The following is a 21,708-nucleotide window of genomic DNA, read 5'->3' as shown; positions in this document are numbered from 1 at the left end:
CTACGAAGGAGCAACACATGGGATTTTTGGATCGACTGCTGAAGAGCGGACTGGGCGGTCACGGGGGCGGCGGGTACCACGGAGGGGGACGCTCGCGCGAGGGCGGACATGGAGGTCACGGCAGCCATGGCGGTCACGGGGACGGCTACTACCCGCCTGCGCAGAACGTACCGCCCCAACCAGCTACGGCCGCGTCCAGCGGCTTGATCTGTGCCAAGTGCGGCACTCCAGGAGCGTCCGGTGCACGGTTTTGCAGCGGCTGCGGCGGCCAACTGGTGGCTGCCGCCTGCCAGGGCTGTGGGACGCCGTTCGCCCCGGGCGCACGGTTCTGCAACCAGTGTGGCAGGCCGGCGCCGTAGTAGCTATGAATCGACGTACTGTGATTGCGTGCCTTGCGACTATCGCGGGACCGCTTTTGTCTGGCTGCGCGGAGCGGCCTCTGAAACCACCCGACGACAGATACTGTTTCCGGGTGAAGACCAAGACAGGATCGAAGCCGACGTGCACGCCTGCAGCAGTGCCAGATCTGGCGGCAGACGCACAGGCGAAGAAGTTCGAGCCCGTTCCAGGCAGCCTCGTCGTCTACCTCGTGCGCCGGCGGTGGGGTGATGTGGTGAACGTGGTTAACGTCGGGGTCGATGGCGGGGCTCTGGTGGCAACCACGCCGGCGTCATTCGTCAGGTTGATCCTGACGCCGGGTTCTCATCGGCTGGGCTATGAGTGGAAGAAGGGCAAGGGCGACCTTGAACTTCGTGGAGACGCCGGCCAAGTGCTCTTCGTGGAGCTGATCGGCAGCCTTTGGTTCTGGAACGAGTGGTACCGCCTGGAAATGGCTGATGCCTCTATCCGGGATAGGGCGATCAAGAGTCGCCTGGTGGCCGACGTGAAGGTGGCTGGAAGTGAATGATGGACAAGAGGCGACAGGACATTGAGAAAGAGGAAATGGCTCCCGACCTTCCTCCTGAATCAGCGGCGGCGCACTTCGAGGCAATCGGCAAAGCCATCGGCGACATTGACGTGATCGTGCGAGGGCTCCTCGAGCGGACGCCACCGACCAAGCCCTGGCAGCGCCAGCTGAGAATGCATCTCCAGGACGCGGATCGTCACGTTGAGATCCTGCGCCTGGCGATTTCTCTCGAGCATGACCTGACCGAAATTCATGACTCAGCGCGCAAGCTCAAGCAGGTGATCGAGACTGCCAACGTGCAGGTCGTGGGCGGACGCGCTGACGGAATTACTCGCAATGCCTTGATGGTCGCGTACCGGAACGCCTCCCTGCTGAGCTGCTTGCTTGCACCCTGAAGCTGAACCGATCGCGTTGGAGGAGAACTGCGATGACCGACGGCCGAGCAAAAGCCCACGAGCGTTACCACGTTGCTATGGTGGAAGTGAAACGCCGCCTGCGCGCCGTCAACCGCATCCTGGGCGCCAAGAAGTCCCGCACGCTCACTCTGGACACGGACAACGAGTTCTCCTGGCTCCAGGTGCGCAAGGTCATTGAACTGGTGGCCTTCGCGGGAATTTCATCGGACGAGGCGCGCTATGCCGCATTGCGCATGGAGGCCAAGGACAACCCGGACTACACCCGTGACTGGAAGGTCGGAGACATCCTGAAGCGACTCTCGAAGATCACGCCGCACTTCCTGCCGATCCCTATTGGCAGCGTCCAGGTGATGGGCGACGGCCTGTGGCACTTCAATGAGGGGAAGGAAAAGCAGACCCTTGAGCGCTTCGTCGAGATTTATGAGCGCGCCGGCGAGCACCTTCACGTGCCCAACCCCTTCGGCGAGGTCTCTCTGGAACAACACCAGCAACTGGTGACCTCGTCGAGGAAACAGCTTTACAAGGACGTTCTGTACCTGACCAGCGTGCTATGGACGCATGCCAAGGTTGGTCTGGAGTTCGATCCTAAGGATGACGAGCCGCGTGGGGCGGCCAATCCGATTTCTGCGTGGCTGGTTCAGCTCGGGAAGCCGGAAACGGACGAGGTTCGCGTCGTGCTGGCAGAAGGGATTGATCGACCCGAAGGACGTGCCGACAAGGAGGACGTGCCAAGTGACGAATGAATCAGCGCTGCCTTTGACGGCGCTTTGGCAGAACGAGTTCAACGCCGACAACCTGATCGACTACGCACGCGCGTCGAAGGATTTGTCGGAGTACATCCGCGTGCTGGTCAAGGAGGGCTACCGGCACTTGGTCGTGCCTAGCCGAGGCGCAGTACCGTTCATCAGCGCTGCCGCGGCTGCCTGGCGTCTCGATATCCGATCGCTGCCGACCTATGACGAGCGCTTGAAGGAAATGAGTGAGCTGACCTACTCCCCGTTCCATCAGAAGCTCATCCTGCCGTTCTCCGCCGACCCGCAGGACGCAACGCAGACTACGGCGGCGATCAGGCGCTACTGGAGCCGCGTTCTTGCTGGGATCGTGCGACGTGACGGGACTGATCCCTACCTCACGTTCTACAAGGTACTGGTCGAAAACCTGGCCAAGAGGAACTGGCTGGCAGCGCTGCCCAGCAAACTCCCAACCGAGAACTTCATCTTCGTGGACACGGTCGTATCAGGGCGTGCTATCTGCGAAATCTTCAGGGCCTTCGAAGAGGTTGGACTCGACAAGTGCCACTTCATTCTGATCGTCGACGCCCGGGGCGCGGAGGTGGCGCAGCGGTACCAGCGGGAGATCAAGGCGATGGCGGATCAGGGGCGGTGCACGGTTCTCCCCGTCAACAGGCTTTTCACGGAAGACCGCGGGCCTGCCGTCAGTGGGGTCTGGAGCACGGTCTATCCACAGATACTGGATGCCGTCCGACAGCGGTTTGAATGGGCAAGGGATGCCTATGGCGCAGGTACGTTCTATCACCAGGTGTCGAGCTCACAAGTGAAGCCTCGTCAGGGCATTGGGACCCCTGACTACAACATGCCAGTCACGCAGATGTATGCATCCCTGTATGTAGGCATCTCGACGGCAGTGAGGGCGCTGCGAGACGCCGAAGCGGCGGAGAAGAAGCTGGCCGATCAGGTCGGTCGCGAGTCGAGCGCCTTCGCGGAGATGCTTGCTGAGCGCCAGGCCGACATCGATCTCGACCTTCGCCGCCAACTCGAATACCAGCTCATGAAATTCCGGGAGGCTGTGGAGGAAATGAAGCCGTACAGCCCTTTGGACAAGGAGACAACCCGGATCCTGGCCGAACCCCGCGTTCATGAGGCGCATCCGGACGCCGTTGTGACGGTCTCAAGTTCCCACCTTGTGCGTGTCACGCTGCCTGACTCAGAGATCTCCCGGGTGATGCTCGAGGCTGAGCGGGAAATTGCGTTGGGCAAGGACGTGCTGGATGACGACTGGTTCCGGTAGGCCTACCGAGAACTGGAACGCGGTGGCGAGACCCGGCTGGCGTGTTCGAGCCACCGCGGCCGCCGCATCAGTGTTGATCTGTGGTCTGTTTATCCACGTGCTCAGCGCCAGCCACTTGCGTTGGATTCCTCAAGTTGGAGCTGCCCCTGGCCCATCGATCAGCGTCAGACTTGTACCCCTGCGCCGCGCGGCACCTGAGGTCGTCGCGGCCGTCCCTGCTAGAAGGCCTCAAGCGGCAAGCTCACGGACGGGATGGAATAGGGGCGCCGCGAGCAACGCGCAGCCGTCGGGCACGGCTCCAATGGCTGGTCAGGATGTAAATGCCGACAAGCAGCCAGGTGAGCCAGAACAGCTTGAACCCGGCACCGTGCCACCGCCGATCCGTCTTGATCTTGGCGTGGCCATGGCCGGCGCGCGCCCGGAGTTCCGCAGGATGGCCGATAGCGCTGGCGTCGCACTCCAGCTCGGCGGGCTGTCGAAGGACGAACGCATCGCGCTTGCAATCACTCGGACCGAGAAGCGCGATTGCCTGGGGCCGCGCAAGGACCTGAAGGCAGACCTGGTCCAGCTCGCGATCTACCTGCACACGGTGGCCAGCGGCAAATGCAAAGGACAGTAGCCGCGGGTCACGCTGGCGCCAACATGACGGATTTGTAATGCGAAGGCCACGCTTCCCGTTGGGGACGGATTTCTAAAGTTCCTTCCATGGTGAACGCCTCAGGTGGCTCTCCCGAGTCACCCGTCCGCCGAAGTAGGAACTCTCATGAACCGCACCATTTCCGCCTCCGCCCTGATCGCCAGCCTTGTGTTCGCCGTGGGCGCTGCCCAGGCAGGTACTGCCGCTGGGAACGACCGCATGTTCAACGGCAAGTCGGTCCACGGCGAGGCCGTCACCGCCACCCAAGGCGCGCGTGTGGTCAAGGTCGATGCTGGCAAGGCCATCAACGTGAACTGCGGCGACGTGGTGACGTTCCAGAGCGCGGGCAAGAGCTTCACGTGGAAATTCAGTTCCGCCAGCCATCGCGCACTCGACGTCCGCGACATCGCGCCCCAAGGCTTCACCGACAAGAAGTTGATGGTCTACGTGTCCCGCGCCGATAGCGAAGGCGCATGACCCTCCGAGCCCTGCGATCCGCGGTCGGAAACGAACCGCGGGTCTGGGCGAACAGCTTCCAGTAAGGCGAAGCACCGCTGCTTTGCGAACGATTTCACTGGAACAGCCAAGGCCAATTCACCCTCGTTTAACCGTTTCAAGACACAATCCGGTCCATGCGTCGCTGGCTGACCATCCTTTTGCTGTTCATCCTGCCCGTCCAGTTCGCCTGGTCGGCAGCGGCAGCCTATTGCCAGCACGAGCAGATCCCTGCCAAGGCGCACATCGGTCACCATGCCCATGAGCATGGGGTACCCGGTGATGCCGGATCCAAGGTGTCCGGCAAGCATCTCGACGACAAGTCGCCTTCCAAGGGCGGCAAGCTGCTCGGGGACAACGACTGTGGCTATTGCCAATTGAGCTTCGCGAAGCCGCTGGTGCCCGTCGCGCTGCAATTCGACAACAACGTCGCATTCACTCTGGACCCTGCGTCCAACCAGGCCTTCCGTTCGCGCGGGCCTGACCTCCTCGAACGCCCCAACTGGCGCGTCGCCTGATTCGGCGAGCGCAGTTTCGTTCCAACCCCTCTCGTTTGATGCGGCCCTAGCCGCAGCACTGCACTCGCCGAAACCCTCGCGTTGTCCCTACAACCCTGGAGTTTTCGATGCGCAGAACCTTCGTGCCGCTTGCATGCGCGGCACTCATTTCCTCCCTTGCCCAGGCGCAGTCGTCTGGGATCCCTCCCGCTTCCGCTGACGTTCAGATCGCTCAGGCGACAGTACCAGCCACCCCGACGGTCGCCCCGCAAACCACGCCGTTGTCCTTGAGGACGGCGGTCGACACGGCGCTGGCACAGAACCCCCAGCTTCGTGCCGCCGCAGCCGAGCTCGATGCCAATGACGGCACTGTCCGCCAGGCCGGCCTCATCCCGAATCCGGTGCTTGGCGTGGACCAAGAGGACCTCAAGTCCGGCACCCGCGTCACGACGATGCAACTCAGCCAGACGCTGGAGACCGGCGGCAAGCGAGCGGCGCGGGTTGAGCTGGCACAGCGCGGCAAGGACATTGCAGCGCTGGATCTGATCGCTCGCCGCGCTGACATCCGTGCCACGGCCGTCCAGGCCTTCTTTGACGCACTGACGGCCCAAGAGCGCGTCAAGGTCGCTGAAGAATCGCTGCGGATCGCCGGCAGTGGCGTTGATGCCGCCGCACGTCGGGTGACCGCCGGGAAGGTGTCGCCCACGGAGGAGACGCGCGCTCGAGTCGCTGCTTCAACCGCTCGAATCGATCTGCGCCAAGCGCAAGCCGAGAGTTCGGCCGCGCTGCGTGCGCTGACCGCCGTTATGGGCGTGCCTGAGGGCACCATCCAGCGCCTGGACGGCAGCGTCGACGTGTTGCCGGTAGCCCCGTCAGCGCCCGACATCATGGCGCGGCTGCCCGATGCGCCGGCCGTGCGCCGCGCTTTGCTTGAGGTCCAGCGCGCCGATGCGGGCTACACCCTTGCTCGTGCCAAAGGCGTGCCGGACGTGACTGTGGGCGTTGGTGCCCGCCGCGCCCAGGAACTGGGTCGGACGCAGGCTGTGTTCAGCGTGTCGGTGCCGCTTCCGTTCTTTGACCGGAACCAAGGCGCCCAGTTGGAGGCTCTGCGTCGCCGGGACGCCGCGCAAGCCAACGCCCAGGCCGAGGAGCTGCGCCTGCGCTCTGAAGTGCTGCAGATGGCAGACCTCCTGCAGGCGCGCAAGGACGAGGTCGAAGCGCTGCGCCGCGAGGTGCTGCCTGGTGCGCAGAGTGCTTACGAGGCGGCCAAGACCGGCTTCGAGCTCGGCAAGTTCAGCTTCCTGGACGCCCTCGATGCCCAGCGCACCTGGCTTCAGGTCCGCAGCCAGTACTACACCGCGGTGGCCCAAGTTCACCGCACTGCTGCAGAGATCGACCGCCAGCTCGGCACCACGACTGATCGCCCCTGAGGCACACCCAACATGAAATTCACGATGAACGACAAGCAAAGCACGCTCGACCGCCTGCGTGGCAGCCTGGGCAAGAAGCAACTGATCGCCATTGCCGCCGTGCTGGCGCTGGGCGCCGTCGGTACGGTGTCCATCCTTCGCATGGGCGGCAGTGCACCTGCCGCCGAGGAAGAGCATGGTCACGGCCACGATGAAGCAAAGGGGCACGCCGACGGTGAGCACCATGGCGAGGCCAAGGGCGAAAAGGGTCACAAGGACGCCGAAGGTCACGGTGACGGCGAGCACCACGAAGAAGCCAAGAAGGGCGCCAACGGTGGTGACGTCATCGGCACGCAGAAGGAAGTCAGCGTTGAGCTTCTCCTGGCCGACCAGGGCGGATCTCCTCGCATCAAGCTGTGGCTGACCAAGGGCGGCAAGCCGCTGCAGCTCAGCCAGCAGCAAGTGGCTGTGACGCTGGAGCGTCCCGGGCAGAACCCCGAAAAGATCGCGTTCGCACTCGAAGGCGGTGCCCTGGTCAGCGCCCAGATCATCAGCGAGCCGCACCTGTTCAAGGGCACCGTTGAGGTTCAGACCGGCGGTGGCGTCGCCCAGTTCCCCTTTGTCAAGGATGAGGGTGCCGTCACCATGACCGCAGACCAGATCAAGGCAGCGGGCATCTCGCTGGATACCTCCGCGCCTTCAACCATCCGTTCGGCGCTCCAATTGCCCGGCGAGATCGCCTTCAACGAAGACCGGACCGCTCACGTCGTGCCGCGTGTTGGTGGCGTTGTGGAATCGGTCGCCGTGTCCCTGGGTCAACAGGTCGTGAAGGGCCAGGTCCTGGCTGTCATCAGCAGCTCCAGCGTCTCCGACCAGCGAGCCGAGTTTCAGAACTCCCAGAAGCGCCTCCAACTGGCTCGCACGACCTACGAACGTGAGAAGCAGCTCTTCGAACAGCGAATCTCGCCCCAGCAGGACGTTCAGCAGGCTGAGCAGGCCATGCGCGAAGCCGAGATCGCCGTCGCCAACGCACGCCAGAAGTTGCAGGCAATTGGCGCGTCGGCGGACTCGTCGGCCCTGAACCGGTTCGAGCTGCGCGCGCCCTTCAACGGGATCATCGTTGAGAAGCACATCGCGCTGGGTGAACAGGTGCGTGAGGACACCAACGTCTTCACCATCTCTGATCTGAAGTCCGTCTGGGCTCAGATCAATGTGCCCGCGCGCGACCTGCCGCAGGTGCGCATCGGCGAGAACGTGGTCATCAAGTCCACCGCCTTCGAGCAGAAGGCCGTCGGCAAGGTGGCCTATGTCGGCGCCTTGATTGGCGAGCAAACCCGCACGGCCCAGGCGCGCGTCGTTGTCGACAACCCCAACACCGCATGGCGTCCCGGCCTGTTCGTGAACGTCGAGGTCTCGGCTGGCGAATCCAGCGTCCCGGTCTCGGTGACTGCTGACGCCATCCAGACCATGGAGGGCAAGTCCATCGTGTTCGTCCGTACGCCGAGCGGCTTTGCGCCGGTACCGGTCGAGCTGGGTCGAAGCGACGGCAAGCGCACCGAGGTGACGTCCGGCCTGAAGGCAGGCGCGCAGTACGCGACGTCGGGTAGCTTCGTCATCAAGTCTGAAGCCGGCAAGGCCTCGGCCAGCCACGAGCACTGAAAGAGGCGTCCACATGTTTGAACGCATCATTCGTTTTGCCATCGAGCATCGATGGCTCGTCATGTTGGCTGTGCTCGGCATGGCCGCGCTGGGCGTCTTCAGCTACCAGAAGCTGCCCATCGACGCGGTCCCCGACATCACCAACGTCCAGGTCCAGATCAATACCAAGGCGCCCGGCTACTCGCCGCTCGAAACCGAGCAGCGCGTGACCTACCCGATCGAAACGGTCATGGCGGGCTTGCCCGGCCTTGAACAGACCCGCTCGCTGTCGCGCTACGGCCTGTCCCAGGTCACGGTGATCTTCAAGGAAGGCACCGACATCTACTTCGCCCGCCAGCTGGTCAATGAGCGCATCCAAAGCGCTCGCGGTCAGATGCCGGCCGGTGTGGAGCCGAACATCGGTCCCATCTCCACCGGCCTCGGTGAGATCTACCTGTGGACGGTCGAGTCGCAGCCGGGGGCAAAGAAGCCCAACGGCGAGCCTTACACGGCCACCGACCTGCGCGAGATCCAGGACTGGGTCATCAAGCCCCAGTTGCGCAACGTGACCGGTGTCACCGAGATCAACACCATCGGTGGCTATGCCAAGGAGTACCACGTTGCTCCCGATCCGAGCCGTCTGGCTTCCTATGGCATCACGCTGGCGGACGTCGTCAACGCGCTGGAACGCAACAACGCCAACGTGGGCGCCGGCTACATCGAGCGCCGCGGCGAGCAGTACCTGATCCGCGCCCCGGGCCAGGTCCGCTCCATCGCCGACATCGGCAACGTGGTCCTGCGCAACGAGGGCAGCGTGCCGGTCCGCATCAAGGATGTGGCCAGCGTCGAGCTCGGCCGCGAACTGCGCACGGGTGCGGCGACCGACAACGGCAAAGAAGTGGTGCTGGGCACCGTCTTCATGCTGATCGGCGAGAACAGCCGCACCGTTTCCCAGGCCGTCGACAAGAAGATGGCTGAGATCAACAAGAACCTCCCGGCCGGCATCCACGCCGTCACGGTCTACGACCGCACGACCCTGGTCGACAAAGCCATCGGCACGGTCAAGAAGAACCTGATGGAGGGCGCGATCCTGGTGATCGTCATCCTCTTCCTGTTCCTCGGCAACATCCGTGCGGCGCTGCTGACCGCGATGGTGATCCCGCTGTCCATGCTCTTCACGTTCACGGGCATGGTGAACCAAAAGGTCAGTGCGAACCTGATGAGCCTCGGAGCCTTGGACTTCGGGATCATCATCGACGGCGCGGTCGTGATCGTCGAGAACTGCGTACGCCGCCTGGCGCATGCACAGGAGCACAAGGGGAGGTCGCTGACGCGCTCAGAACGCTTCCACGAGGTGTTCCTGGCGTCGCAGGAGGCCCGGCGTCCGCTGCTGTTCGGGCAGCTGATCATCATGATCGTCTACCTGCCGATCTTTGCGCTGGCTGGCGTCGAAGGGAAGATGTTCCACCCGATGGCGTTCACGGTCGTGATCGCGCTGGTGGGCGCCATGATCCTGTCGATGACCTTCGTGCCGGCAGCCGTCGCGCTGTTCATCGGCGAGAAGGTCGCCGAGAAGGAAAACTTCCTGATGGGCTGGGCGCGCCGCGCCTATGAGCCGGCGCTGAAGCGTGTCATGAACGCCAAGCCGCTGGTCATCACCTTCGCGCTGGTCACGGTGTTCCTGTCCGGCCTGCTTGCAACCCGCATGGGCAGCGAGTTCGTGCCGAGCTTGAATGAAGGCGACTTCTCCATTCAGACTTTGCGGATCCCGGGCACCAGCCTGTCGCAGTCGGTTGCGATGCAGCAGCAACTGGAATCGACGCTGAAGACCAAGTTCCCGGAAATCGAGCGTGTGTTCGCCCGTACCGGTACCGCGGAAATCGCGTCCGACCCCATGCCGCCCAACATCTCGGATGCCTACGTGATGCTGAAGCCCGTGTCCGAATGGCCGGAGCCGCGCAAGACGCGTGACGAACTGGCCGCTCTGGTCAAGGCCGAGGTAGAGAAGATGCCGGGCCAGAACTACGAGTTCTCGCAGCCCATCCAGCTGCGGTTCAACGAGCTGATCTCCGGCGTGCGCTCCGACGTGGCCGTCAAGGTGTTCGGTGACGACATGGACGTCATGAACAACGCCGCTGGCCGTATCGCTGCGGTGCTGAAGGGCATTTCCGGCGCGACCGAGGTCAACATCGAGCAGACCACTGGCCTGCCGATGCTGAGCGTGCAGATCGACCGGGAGAAGACGGCGCGCTATGGCCTGAACGTCCAGGACGTGCAGGACACGCTGGCCACCGCCGTCGGCGGCAAGGAAGGCGGCACGATGTTCGAGGGTGACCGTCGCTTCGACATCATCGTTCGCGTGCCCGAGAACGTGCGCTCGGACCTGGAGGCCATCAAGCGCCTGCCGGTGCCTCTGCCTGCGAGCGGCACCAGCAGCGCCCGGAAGTTCATCCCGCTGAGCGAGGTGGCCGATCTGTCGCTGTCACCTGGTCCCAACCAGGTGAGCCGCGAGAACGGCAAGCGCCGCGTGGTGGTCAGCGCCAACGTGCGCGGCCGCGACATCGGCACCTTCGTCGCTGAGGCCGAGCAGGCCATCCAGCAACAGGTCAAGCTGCCCACGGGCTACTGGATGACCTGGGGCGGCCAGTTCGAGAACCTGCAGTCGGCGACGAATCGCCTGAAGATCGTCGTGCCGGTGTCCCTGCTGCTGGTCTTCACGCTGCTGTTCGTGATGTTCGGCAATGCCAAGGACGGCTTGCTGGTGTTCACCGGCATCCCGTTCGCGCTGACGGGCGGCATCGTGGCTCTGTGGTTGCGGGACATTCCGATGTCCATCTCCGCGGCAGTCGGCTTCATCGCGCTATCCGGCGTGGCGGTGCTGAACGGCCTGGTGATGATCTCCTTCATCCGCAACCTGCGGGAGTCGGGTCGTAGCCTGGACGAGGCCATCTTCGAAGGCGCCATCACCCGGTTGCGACCGGTCTTGATGACCGCGCTGGTCGCATCGCTGGGCTTCGTGCCCATGGCGATCGCTACCGGCACGGGCGCCGAGGTGCAGCGTCCGTTGGCCACGGTCGTGATCGGCGGCATCTTGTCTTCGACGGCACTGACCTTGTTGGTGCTGCCGGTGCTGTATCGCATCGCCCACCGCAAGGATGACGAGGAAGACGCGCCTGCGCCGCGCGCCAAGCCGGATCAGGAGGTGCTTGCATGAACGCACTGCCGCATTGCGCGGCGCACCGGCCGCAAGGCCGGTGTTTCGCGGACCTGAGCCTCTGGCATGGAGGGCGGCCGCAAGGCCGCAGGGCCTCATGAAAATCCTGGTCGTCGAAGACGAAGTCAAGGCGGCCGCTTACCTGCGCAAAGGACTGACCGAGGAGGGCTACCAAGTCGAGGTAGCTCACACCGGCGTCGACGGACTCCACATGGCGTCCGTGAACGAGTACGACCTTGTCATCCTGGATTGGATGCTTCCGGGCATCGATGGGCTGGCGGTCCTCTCGGCTTTGCGTCATACGCGGTCGGTTCCGGTCCTCATGCTGACCGCGCGCGGCCAGATCGAGGATCGGGTGCGCGGCCTGCAGAGTGGGGCGGACGACTACCTGATCAAGCCATTTGCCTTCTCGGAGCTGGTCGCGCGCGTCCAGGTGCTCCTGCGTCGGGGAAGCGTGCACCGGAATGACACGGAAACGCTGGTCATGAAGGTGGCCGATCTCGAGGTCGACACGGTGCGCCGCAAGGCGACCCGGGCAGGTCAGCGCCTGGAGCTCACACCCAAGGAGTTCAGCCTGCTGATCTTGCTGCTGCGGCGCAAGACCCATGTGCTCTCGCGTACGGAAATTGCGGCCCAGGTCTGGGACATGAACTTCGACAGCGAGACCAACGTCGTCGAGGTGGCAATCCGTCGCTTGCGGGCGAAGTTGGACCAGCCCTTCGAGAAACCGCTGCTCCACACCGTGCGCGGCGTGGGGTACGTGCTGGAGGAACGGCCATGAATGTGTCGAGCATCCAAGCACCGAGCCTTCGAGCGCGGTTGTCGCGCCAGTTTGCCCTGCAAACCATGGTCGGCCTGAGCCTGGTCTGCGGCGCGGTCTACCTGGTGATCTCGCTCACGCTGTCCGCTCGCCAGGACGACACCCTGGTCAAGAAGCGGATCGCGGTCCAGCGACTTCTCAAGGAGGGGCAGGAAGTCCATGACATCCCGGGCATCAAGCACCTGATGAGTGATTTCCTGGCCGGTCATGACGATCTGTCACTGGTGGTTCGGCAGGAGAACCGTGCCGCTGTCTTCGAGAAGGACGATCCCAAGCGCCCTGATTCGATGAGCAAGCGGCTGAGCTTCCCGGTTCAGCTACCGACGGAGCTGGGCGGGGCAGGGCAGGCGGAACTCATCTACGACGTCAGTAAGGATGAATCACTGCTGAGCCGCCTGTGGTGGACGCTGCTGACCGCCTCCATCCTGGGGACTTTTGCGGTCTCGGCGACAGGCTTCGTACTGGTGAAGAGAGGGCTGGCGCCACTGAATGCGTTGGCGCGTCGGACCTCCGAGCTCGATGCGAGCCGCCTTGATCAGCGGCTGGATGCGGCGGGCCAGCCTGAGGAAGTCCAGTCGCTGCTCCTGCAGTTCAATGCGCTGTTGGACCGACTACAAGTCGCGTACCGGCAGATGGGGGCATTCAATGCCGACGTCGCGCACGAACTGAACAATCCGCTTTCAATCCTGATCGGCAGCTGCGAAGTGGCCCTCAGGCGGCCTCGATCTGCGGCTGAACTGCATGACACGCTCTCCTCCAACCTTGAGGAGCTGCGACGGATCGCGACCATCGTGGCGGACATGCTCTTTCTATCGAGCGCTGAACGCGGAACACCTGCGCGCCGATCCTTTCCAATGAGCATTGCCGACCTCGCAGCGGAAGTCGCGGACTTTCACGAGTTCGTCCTGGAAGAGGCCGAACTGCGCGTGGAGGTGCGTGGAGATGCACGCGCAGCGGTAGACGCCGGCCTGGTTCGGCGGGCGATGTCCAACCTGCTGAGCAATGCGTCGCGCTATGCCACCCGTGGCTCCCTGATCGAGGTGCGCATTGCGCGAGTCGATCCTCGGCACGTTTCGATCGGGGTGCACAACCAGGGGCCGGTCATCCCGGCCGAGCATCTGCCGCGTCTGTTCGACCGGTTCTACCGCGTCGATCCGTCACGAACAAATGCCGACCGAAACCACGGTTTGGGACTGTCCATCGTCGCAGCCATTGCACGCATGCACGGTGGGACCGCCATCGCGGAGTCAACGGATCAAGGTACGTACATCCGCTTCACGCTGGAGGACCCTGGTGCGTCTGACGCGAAGGCGGTGGCGGCCCCTGCCGCGTCGGGGAGGCCGTCATGACCTTAAACACACCTTGGAAAGGAGGCCGCCATGTTGAACTTGTTTGAGCACTTGCGTGAGCGGCATCCGGGGTTGGCGACCTACATCTTCGGCACCTCCGTTGCGGTCATCGTCATTTCCTTGCTGCTGCTGATCTACTTCCTTCGCCAGGACCGCGCCAAGAAGGAACAGCGGCGCGAGGAGCGTCGTGACAAGCGCCGTCGGGCACGCCAAAAGCGGTGACCTCCTACACAGGCCACTGCTAGGATCATTCGGTGCGCAAAGCTCTCCTGACCTTCTTGCTCGCAGTGCTGCCTTTCCAGTTCGTCTGGGGGGCGGCCGCTGGATACTGTCAGCACGAGCAGGGCACGGAGGTGAGCCATTTTGGACACCACGCGCACAAGCACGCAGGCAAGTTTGCCAAGACCTCCGACGCCTCGGCCGACAAGAGCCAGCAGGGCGGCGCCGATGACGCCGACTGCATTGCTTGCCACATGAGTGGCGGCACTGTGATGTCGGACGCTCAGACTCTTCCCAGGGTCGACCAGATCGCTCAGCCGGTCACGACCGTTCGGGGAGCGCACTCCAGGTTGCTGGTACCCACCATTGACCGGCCCAAATGGGCATCGCTGACTTGATCTGAGCCCGGCGCGCAAGCGACGGGTAGGCCGCCGGAAACGTTCAGCCGGCGATACCGATGGACTCCATGGCCGCTGGCCAAAGCGAGTCCGATCAGCAGGCAGCCAGCACAACCTCACCCCAACTGCTGGCCGCCGCCTTCCAAGAAAGCGACGCCGTTCATGAGCAAGAACCAGAAGCTGCGGCTGGATCTCCCGTTGGTGCTGCCGGACATCCACGGCACCGACGATCCCTGCGTGAAGCGCCTGCAGGACAAGCTGGCCGGTCGACCTGGCATCGATGCCGCCCACGTCACTGGCGTTGCCGAGGGCAAGCCCCAGTTATGCGTGCACTACGACCCCAACGTGATCTCGCTAGGCCGCGTTCGCGAGCTGGTCGAGTCTGAAGGGCTCGAACTCACGGATCGGTTCGCGCATATTCTGGGACGGGTCAACCTGCCCATGCACGCGCGATTTGCCCAGCGGCTCGCTGAACAGCTCCGGGCTTTGGAGGGTGTCATCGAGGCGGACGTTTCGCCCGGCGGCGTGGTGCGCATTGAGTTTGATCGGACGCGCATCGACGAGGCCAAACTGAACCAGCGTCTGACTTCGCTTGACATCACGATCGACGGCGACAAAGGCGCATCGAAAGCCCCGGTTCGCAAAACGACCAGCCAACCCGTCGCTGCCGCGCCAGAACCGGGCGAATCTGCGGACAAGGCTGCCAACGATGAGCACGCGGGACACGACCACAGCGACCATGACCACGACCCGAAGGCCAGCCATGACCATGCCGGCGAGGAAAAGGGCAAGGTTGCGCACAAGCACGATGAGAAAGGGCATGCCGGCCATTCCCACGACAAGGAGGGGGAGGGCGGCGAGCACAGCCATGAACACGGCGGGCTGTTCGGTGAAAAGACAGAGCTGATCTTTGCCAGTTTGTCGGGCATGGCCCTCTTGGCCGGCTGGCTGATCGGCCGCGCAGGCACGGGACCCGATTGGCTACCGACGGCGTGCTACGTACTCGCGTATTTCTTCGGCGGGTATTACACGGTCAAGGAAGCGATCGAGAACCTGCGCGCCAAGCGATTCGAGATCGACACCCTCATGCTTGTCGCCGCGGCCGGCGCCGCCGCCCTGGGTTCGTGGGCTGAAGGCGCTCTGCTGCTGTTCCTGTTCAGCATGGGTCACTCGTTGGAGCATTACGCCATGGGACGGGCGCGGCGCGCGATCGAGGCGTTGGCCAAGCTCGCGCCGGAAACGGCCACAGTCCGACGCGACTCCGGAACCGAAGTGGTAGCTCTGGACAAGCTGCAGGTGGGTGATGTCGTCGTCGTGAAGCCTAACGAGCGCCTCCCCGCGGACGGCGTGGTCGTGGTGGGAACTTCGAGCGTCAACCAGGCGCCGGTCACCGGTGAAAGCGTGCCGGTCGACAAGCGACCTGTGGAAGACGGCAAGACGGCCATCGGCAACTTCGAGCGAGTCGCCGCGGAGAACCGAGTCTTCGCCGGCACGATCAATGGCGCTGGCGCAATGGACGTGATGGTGGCGCGCAAGTCCGACCAATCGACGATGGCGCGCGTCATCAAGATGGTGACAGAGGCGGAGGCACAGCGGTCACCGACTCAGCAGTTCACCGAGAAGTTCGAGCGGATCTTTGTGCCATCAGTGCTGTTGCTGGTTGGCCTGTTGCTCTGCGCAGGCTTCGTCATCGACGAGCCGTTCTCGCAGACGTTCTATCGGGCAATGGCCGTGCTGGTGGCTGCAAGCCCCTGCGCTTTGGCGATCTCCGTGCCCAGCGCCGTTTTGAGCGGCGTGGCGCGCGCGGCACGCGGCGGTGTGCTGGTCAAGGGTGGCGGCCCGCTGGAGAACCTGGGCACGCTGACGTCCATCGCCTTCGACAAGACCGGCACCCTGACCGAGGGCAAGCCGAAGCTGACCGACGTCGTGCCTGCGCAGGGGGTGCCTGAGGAGGAATTGCTGGCAGTGGCGCTTGCGGTGGAAGAGCACAGCGACCACCCGCTCGCGGCCGCCATCGTGACGGGTGCCAAGGAGCGTCTGGGAGACAAGGCCAACTTGCTGCAGGCGTCTGAGGTCAAGAGCATCACGGGACGGGGTGTGCAGGCGCAGCTCAGCGGCGAGACCGTGCACATCGGTAAGCCGGTGTTGTTCACCGAGCTGCCCGACTCCAACGTACCCACGGATGTCGACGAGGCGAACAAGAAGCTCGTGGCCGACGGGCGGACCACCATGATCGTTCGCAAGGGCAGCCAGTTCCTGGGCGTGATCGGAGTGATGGACACGCCGCGGCCCGTGGCGGGAGAGGTCATGGCCGAGCTGCGCAAGCTGGGCATCGAGCGCTTGATCATGATCTCTGGTGACAACCAGAAGGTGGCCGAAGCAGTAGCCCAGACGGTCGGTCTGACCGAGGCTCGGGGCGACCTGATGCCAGAGCAGAAGGTTGAGGAGATCAAGAAGCTCCGGACCGAGCACGGGAAGGTCGCGATGGTGGGAGACGGCGTCAACGATGCACCGGCCATGGCCAACGCGACCGTGGGCATCGCCATGGGTGCAGCCGGCTCCGACGTTGCGCTGGAAACGGCCGACGTTGCGCTGATGGCAGACGACCTGGCGCAGCTTCCATTCGCGGTAGGCCTGTCTCGCAGCACGAGTCGCGTGATCAAGCAGAACCTGTGGGTGAGCCTGGGCGTCGTTGCGGTGCTGATTCCTTCGACCATCCTCGGCCTGAGCATCGGAACCGCCGTGATCTTCCACGAGGGGTCGACGCTGCTCGTGGTGTTCAACGCATTGCGGTTGCTGGCCTACAAGCCCTTCGACAAGAGCGCGAAGGCGGCTGACGCTGGGAAGCCCGCCGAGGCGAAGGGCTGAGGCTGCCATGAGACCCGAGGATCAACAGAATCGTCCGACACCGACGGTTCAGGCCATGGACGATGACGACGGCGACCTGACAGACATGTTGGGAGAGCTGCGGGTACTGCTACCTACCGCCCAGCTGCTGTCCGCCTTCCTGATCGCCGTTCCGTTCGCACCGGGATTCAAGAGCATCGTCCAGGCTGAGAAGAACGTCTTCCTGGCCACGTTCATGCTCTCGGTGGCGGCCCTGGTGCTGTTCACGGCGCCGGCTGTCCAGCACCGGCTGATGCGGCCCTTGCGAAGGCGGGCGGATTTCAAGGCGAGGGCGAGCAGGCAGATGCTGGTCGGCGCAGCACTTTTAGCGATCGCGTTGGTCCTGGCGACGCAGTTCGTGCTGTCTGAGGTGCTGGGGCACACCGTTGGCAACGTCGCAGCGGCCGTCATCGGAACGCTCATCGGCCTGATGTGGTTGCTGGTGCCGCTGACCTGGAACCGAAAGCAGTCCGCATGAGCGCCCAGCCGATATCGCTTGCCGGCGTGATGATGTTTGCCGCAGTGCCTGCGGCGGCAGTGATCGTGGGCGGTGTCGTGGCGGCAGTGCGCACGCCAGGCCCGAAGGTGCAGAGCGCCGTTCAGCACGTTGCCGCCGGCGTGCTTTTCGCAGCGTTGGCAACTGAGCTTCTTCCCGACGTCGTTCACCGTCGGTTGCCGTGGGTGACTCTGGGTGGCTTCGCGCTGGGTGTGATTGCCATGCTCCTCCTCAAGGCGCTGGCGCGCCGGCTCGAGGAGCGCGAGGAGAAGACCGCGCCTTCCGCGCTACCCACGAGCCTGTTGCTGGCCTCAGCGCTCGATATCGCCCTGGATGGGCTGTTGATTGGCGTGAGCTTTGCTGCCGGGGAGCGGCAGGGCTTGCTGATCACGATCGCGATGACGCTCGAGGTGCTATTCCTCGGCGTGGCAACCGCAGCTGCAGTTCGAGGGCTAAACGCGCGTCGGTTGGTGTTGGCCACGACCATCACCTTTGCTGTGCTGCTCATGGCCGGCGCAGGCATTGGGGCTTACTTCCTGGCCAGCGCCAGTCCTATCGTGCTGGACGGCGTGCTGTCTTTTGGTGTGGCTGCGCTGCTCTATCTAGTCACGGAGGAGTTGTTGACGGAGGCTCATGAGGTCGACGAAACACCCGTTCTGACGTCCATGTTCTTCGTCGGGTTCCTGGCGCTCCTGATGATCGAGATGATGGTCTGATCTGACGACCGTAGCCTGCGCCGAATGAAGGAGCGTCGGGGCAGTTCGAGGTAGCCACTTCCGCATGCACGGCGGGCTGCCAGAAGCTAAGCGAGATCGTCGAGCGGCGCAGGAGGGGGCGGGGCTGCCGCGATCGTGGGCCGGGGAGGGTAGAACCCCTGGCGCCCTTGCGCGTAATCGTCGGTGAACTCGATGGCATTCAAGGCGGCGGCCATGGCGGCATCCACTTCCTCGTTTTCCAGGACGATCACTTGGCCAGGGCCCTCGAAACGCGACAACCAGCTATAGAAGCGGTCGTTCACCGTCGCAATCGCGACGTCGCGGTCAGTGTCCGTCGACTGCTTCTGTGCATAAGCCTTCAGCGGCGAATCCAGCACTACGGTGCCCAAGTGGGGGTGACCTTCCTTCAATGCGTGCTGCATCAGCGCGATGAACATCGCAGACAGGAAGATGCCCCGCTTGCCGGCGCCATAGCTCAGGCGACGGCGCCCATCGATCATCAGATCGCACGCCGCAGCGTCAACGTAGACCGACTTGATGCCGGTGAAGCCCCAATCGTTGAGCATCTGGCGAGCAACCTCACCGACCTCGGCGCCGTGTTGCCCGATGTTGCGCACGAGCGCGGTCCTCTTCTGCTTCGTTTCCTGCTCGAGGCGCGCGATGTCACCCTGCAATCGGCTAGCCTCGTCGAAGGCATCGATCAGGGACGAAAAGCGGGTATGGGACGCAGCCAGTTCGCGAGGGTCGGTATCGAACTCCTCGCCGGCGGTTCGCAGGAGGAGAGCTTCCTGCTCCTCAAGAGTCTTCAACGACACCGTCAGACGGCTCACATCCGCGGCAGCCGTCGCCAGGCGTGCCTGCTGGTGGGCAAGGGACGGCTGCAATCCACGGCGCAGGTCGCGAATCTTCTCCGCCTCGGCGGCAATGGCGCGGCGATATTTCGAAGGCGCACGGGGCTTCAGGCTGTCGGGATCGGCGTGCTGTTCCACCGGCGTGCCGCAGAGCGGGCAGGGCGTCTCGGGCAAGGCCTGGAAGAAGGCAATGCCCTCGTCCGTCGCTCCCAGCCGGGCAAGATCGCTGGAATATTTCAGGTCGAGCAACGCGAATCGCTCGCGCATCGATGTGGCGCCGGCGAGTTCAGTTGACGCCTCGGCAAGAGCCGCTCCTTCCGCAGCGATCTGCTGGCGGACATCTTTGAGCACGGAGGATCGCGCCTGAAGTTGCGAGGAGAACATGTCCAGTCGCTCGTCGACTCGGGCGAGAGCCTTGACGGCAGCTGCACGGTCCGTATCGGCCGGAATCAGCTTCTGCACGCGCGCCAGCTCAGCTTGGGCTACCGCCAGCTTGCCTTTGGCCTGGTCCTTCACCGCGCTACTTTTGTACAGCTCGACCGCGGAGTCGTCGAGGCCGCTCAGGAACAGCGCATAGGAAGAGACGCGCTTGTCCGACCCATGGCCCTTGCCTTTGGTCGGATCCTTGGCAATCATGCTGGGCTGCGCCAGCAACGCCCAATGCCGCAGGTCGTCGCCGGTGACGGCGCCCTTCTTGCTGCGTGCATGGAGCACTTTTTTCCCCTCAGCACCGGACAGCTTGACGAGCAGATCGCCGAGTTCCTGTGCAACCTCTTCGAGCGGGTTCGGCGCGCCGTCCTCGACCCACAGGTCATCCATTCGCACGAAGACGCGTGCGCCTCCGCCCGACACGGCTTTGCGCACCAGGTACTCGTGCTCGCCATGGAGAAAGGCGAGCTCGAGGGAGTCATAGCCCGCCGACTTTGGGAATTGCTCAGGTTGCGCCGTGCCGCCGAGCAGGAACCACATGCAGTCCCAGATGTGCGACTTGCCGGTGTCGCTGGGGCCGCGGATGAGGGTGCGACGGTCGTCGAACGCGACCACGGCCGGCAGCAAGCCAGGGCCGTGGACGGACAGGCGCTTCAGCGTTATTGCCATTGATGCCCCCGCGCGTTGGCGCCTTCGAACTCGGCGCCCCACAGCCGCCCTTCCTGAGCGAATCTATCGGTCAAGTCGCGCGAGCTGAGCGCTGCGAAGGTGGCGGCTGCCCACCGGCACCGGTTTTCCAGCTCACGCAGGTAGGGCGACGTCAGCGCGCCAACCATGCTCCGTGCGCTGTCGCCAGCGAAGTAGGTGATACCGCATTCGTCCATGGAAACGGCGACCAGGCCGCGGGTGCTCATGAGGTACAGGCCTTGGGCAATGAGATCGCGGCGGCTGAGGTATTCGCTGCCACGGTACGGCACCGGCGTGTGAAGGCTGGGAGGCCCCCCCAGATCGTCCGAGTAGACGACGGCGTAGTCGAGCAGGACGAGCTTCTGGAGGTCGGCACCGGCCGGCTGCAGGGAATTCAGCAGATACACCATCCGCACGCCCAGCTCGAACGGCGAATTGAAGGCGGCGATGGGCTTGGGTTTCGTCATTTGACCCACTTGAGCCTACCGCCATTGGCGAGGTGATGGCAGGTGCCGGGCAGGTCACCCGGCCGGAGCTGGGGTGACAGGCAGCTTTCCGAAACCTGCAGGGTGGATGCCTTCTCCACGGCCGCGTCGACGCGCGCCATGCCCGTTTTGTGCCGGATCTGGGCCACCGTCGGCCGGACGCCTGCATGAACCATGTCGAGCAGCCGCTCGAACTCATGCTCAGTGGGGTAGATGTCGCGGCTGAACCGCTGCAGGCCCTCAGCACAGTAGAAGAGCTGGCGATGCGAATCGAAGTGCTCTTCGTACTCGCTGCCGGCCAGATCGGCGAGGGTGACAGGAGACGTCTTGTCTTCGGAATACACGCGAAGCAGCTGGTCGACGTAGACGGTCTCGTGCTTGGCCGGTTGGGCGGGCATCGGCGCATCATCGCCGCGCTTCGGCACGATGCCGAACATCTCGTGGTGGGCCGTCCGGTCGAGCGCGTGCCAGGCCAGCAGGTCATGCACCGGACATTCGATGAAATCGTCGAAATCGAAGTCGTCGATCGCGGCCTGGACGTCTTGGGTCAGCTCGGCGGCCATGCCTTGCATGCCCGTGTTTTCGCCCTTCCAGGCGGCCAGGAAGTTGGCCTTGAAGGTAGCCGCACCGGCGGCCATCATGTTGTGCAGCAGGTTGCCGACCGCGTGCGGGCAGCAGAAGTAGTAGTGCTTCGGGCGGGGGTAGGTCTTCAAGGCCAGTTGCTTGAAGAACTTGGCCATCTCGGGGAAGGCCTCGCTGGGCTTCAGTCCGGAGGCGTAGTGCTTGCCCTGGTACAGATCCCAACCGTCGCGCACGAGGGCCTGGCCATACCGGGCTTCGATGTCGCGGCCCCCGTCGCCTGCGCCGCCGAGGCGCTTGACGTTCGCGTAGGGTGAACCACTGGGCAGCAGCCGCTGGCGCGTGGCGGCCAGGATGAACTCTTCCCACTGATCGGGATTCAGCAGGATGACTTGTGCCGACGGCTGGATAACGCCGCCCTTGGCGACCAGTTGGTTCGTTCGCGGTGTACGGGTTTTGCCTGAGTTCTGCGGCATGGATGGAGAGCATCGCTGGCAGACGATTCTCGTGGACGCCGGCGCGCTCGCGCCTGGGGGCTAGCCCGGACGCCGG

21 protein-coding genes are annotated in these 21,708 nt (G+C 63.9%); 18 read left to right on the top strand and 3 right to left on the bottom strand.

The genetic code is table 11. The annotated features are described in order from the left end of the window. Positions 1-17: 17 nt before the first annotated feature. The 18 genes from NYP07_RS24115 (at position 18) to NYP07_RS08150 (ending at position 18,125) form a co-directional block, all read left to right on the top strand. Positions 18-359: a zinc ribbon domain-containing protein gene (locus NYP07_RS24115; RefSeq protein WP_378990667.1), complete on the top strand. Its 342-nt coding sequence runs from the start codon at positions 18-20 to the stop codon at positions 357-359. A 113-nt stretch (positions 360-472) separates the two neighbouring features. Beyond that, a complete protein-coding gene (locus tag NYP07_RS08230) occupies positions 473-907 on the top strand; it encodes a hypothetical protein (protein ID WP_268149251.1) in 435 nt (144 codons plus the stop codon). Beyond that, positions 907-1,302: a hypothetical protein gene (locus NYP07_RS08225; RefSeq protein ID WP_268149249.1), complete on the top strand. Its 396-nt coding sequence runs from the start codon at positions 907-909 to the stop codon at positions 1,300-1,302. Before NYP07_RS08230 ends, NYP07_RS08225 begins: the two co-directional genes overlap by 1 nt. A 32-nt stretch (positions 1,303-1,334) precedes the next feature. After that, positions 1,335-2,066, top strand: coding sequence for a hypothetical protein (locus NYP07_RS08220; RefSeq protein ID WP_268149247.1), 732 nt, complete (start codon positions 1,335-1,337; stop codon positions 2,064-2,066). Next, positions 2,056-3,351 carry a hypothetical protein gene (locus tag NYP07_RS08215; protein WP_158218120.1) on the top strand — a complete coding sequence of 432 codons (1,296 nt, stop codon included), beginning with the start codon at positions 2,056-2,058 and terminating at the stop codon, positions 3,349-3,351. The genes NYP07_RS08220 and NYP07_RS08215 overlap by 11 nt, the downstream gene beginning before the upstream one ends. A 301-nt stretch (positions 3,352-3,652) precedes the next feature. Continuing rightward, positions 3,653-3,970, top strand: coding sequence for a hypothetical protein (locus NYP07_RS08210; RefSeq protein ID WP_144397096.1), 318 nt, complete (start codon positions 3,653-3,655; stop codon positions 3,968-3,970). A 144-nt stretch (positions 3,971-4,114) separates the two neighbouring features. Beyond that, positions 4,115-4,465: a CzcE family metal-binding protein gene (locus NYP07_RS08205; RefSeq protein WP_144397095.1), complete on the top strand. Its 351-nt coding sequence runs from the start codon at positions 4,115-4,117 to the stop codon at positions 4,463-4,465. 155 nt (positions 4,466-4,620) lie between these two features. Next, entirely contained in the window at positions 4,621-5,001 is a 381-nt protein-coding gene (locus tag NYP07_RS08200; RefSeq protein ID WP_088481193.1) for a DUF2946 family protein, read from the top strand. Between the two features lie 107 nt (positions 5,002-5,108). Continuing rightward, positions 5,109-6,410 (top strand): TolC family protein, encoded by a 1,302-nt coding sequence (locus NYP07_RS08195; RefSeq protein ID WP_088481192.1) that lies wholly within the window; start codon positions 5,109-5,111, stop codon positions 6,408-6,410. A 12-nt stretch (positions 6,411-6,422) separates the two neighbouring features. Further along, positions 6,423-8,048 (top strand): efflux RND transporter periplasmic adaptor subunit, encoded by a 1,626-nt coding sequence (locus NYP07_RS08190; RefSeq protein WP_268149242.1) that lies wholly within the window; start codon positions 6,423-6,425, stop codon positions 8,046-8,048. A gap of 13 nt (positions 8,049-8,061) precedes the next feature. Further along, positions 8,062-11,241, top strand: coding sequence for a CusA/CzcA family heavy metal efflux RND transporter (locus tag NYP07_RS08185; RefSeq protein ID WP_088481190.1), 3,180 nt, complete (start codon positions 8,062-8,064; stop codon positions 11,239-11,241). A 97-nt stretch (positions 11,242-11,338) separates the two neighbouring features. Continuing rightward, entirely contained in the window at positions 11,339-12,022 is a 684-nt protein-coding gene (locus tag NYP07_RS08180; RefSeq protein ID WP_088481189.1) for a heavy metal response regulator transcription factor, read from the top strand. Then, entirely contained in the window at positions 12,019-13,410 is a 1,392-nt protein-coding gene (locus tag NYP07_RS08175; protein ID WP_268149238.1) for a heavy metal sensor histidine kinase, read from the top strand. Before NYP07_RS08180 ends, NYP07_RS08175 begins: the two co-directional genes overlap by 4 nt. A gap of 30 nt (positions 13,411-13,440) precedes the next feature. Then, the gene (locus tag NYP07_RS08170) at positions 13,441-13,632 is read left to right on the top strand and encodes a hypothetical protein (protein WP_088481187.1); all 192 of its coding nucleotides are present in this window, start codon (positions 13,441-13,443) and stop codon (positions 13,630-13,632) included. 32 nt (positions 13,633-13,664) lie between these two features. Beyond that, a complete protein-coding gene (gene czcI / locus NYP07_RS08165) occupies positions 13,665-14,027 on the top strand; it encodes a cation efflux protein, CzcI family (protein WP_088481186.1) in 363 nt (120 codons plus the stop codon). A 162-nt stretch (positions 14,028-14,189) separates the two neighbouring features. Continuing rightward, positions 14,190-16,895, top strand: coding sequence for a heavy metal translocating P-type ATPase (locus NYP07_RS08160; protein ID WP_268149236.1), 2,706 nt, complete (start codon positions 14,190-14,192; stop codon positions 16,893-16,895). Between the two features lie 55 nt (positions 16,896-16,950). After that, positions 16,951-17,391: a DUF6328 family protein gene (locus NYP07_RS08155; RefSeq protein ID WP_241516792.1), complete on the top strand. Its 441-nt coding sequence runs from the start codon at positions 16,951-16,953 to the stop codon at positions 17,389-17,391. Then, complete coding sequence (locus NYP07_RS08150) at positions 17,388-18,125, top strand: ZIP family metal transporter (RefSeq protein ID WP_088481183.1); 738 nt, start codon at positions 17,388-17,390, stop codon at positions 18,123-18,125. The genes NYP07_RS08155 and NYP07_RS08150 overlap by 4 nt, the downstream gene beginning before the upstream one ends. Before the next feature lie 86 nt (positions 18,126-18,211). On the opposite strand, the gene NYP07_RS08145 is transcribed toward NYP07_RS08150, so the two are convergent. The 3 genes from NYP07_RS08145 to NYP07_RS08135 are packed head-to-tail and all read right to left on the bottom strand — an operon-like array spanning position 18,212 to position 21,632. Next, positions 18,212-20,074 carry a hypothetical protein gene (locus tag NYP07_RS08145; protein ID WP_158218119.1) on the bottom strand — a complete coding sequence of 621 codons (1,863 nt, stop codon included), beginning with the start codon at positions 20,072-20,074 and terminating at the stop codon, positions 18,212-18,214. Then, a complete protein-coding gene (locus NYP07_RS08140; protein WP_088481181.1) occupies positions 20,065-20,559 on the bottom strand; it encodes an ABC-three component system middle component 2 in 495 nt (164 codons plus the stop codon). The genes NYP07_RS08145 and NYP07_RS08140 overlap by 10 nt, the downstream gene beginning before the upstream one ends. Continuing rightward, positions 20,556-21,632: an ABC-three component system protein gene (locus NYP07_RS08135; RefSeq protein WP_088481180.1), complete on the bottom strand. Its 1,077-nt coding sequence runs from the start codon at positions 21,630-21,632 to the stop codon at positions 20,556-20,558. Before NYP07_RS08135 ends, NYP07_RS08140 begins: the two co-directional genes overlap by 4 nt. Positions 21,633-21,708: the final 76 nt, after the last annotated feature.

This window comes from Pelomonas aquatica (assembly GCF_026712205.1).
Lineage (GTDB): Bacteria > Pseudomonadota > Gammaproteobacteria > Burkholderiales > Burkholderiaceae_C > Pelomonas > Pelomonas aquatica.
Note: the sequence above shows the minus strand (reverse complement) of the source record. Positions and strands in the feature narration are given on the sequence as shown.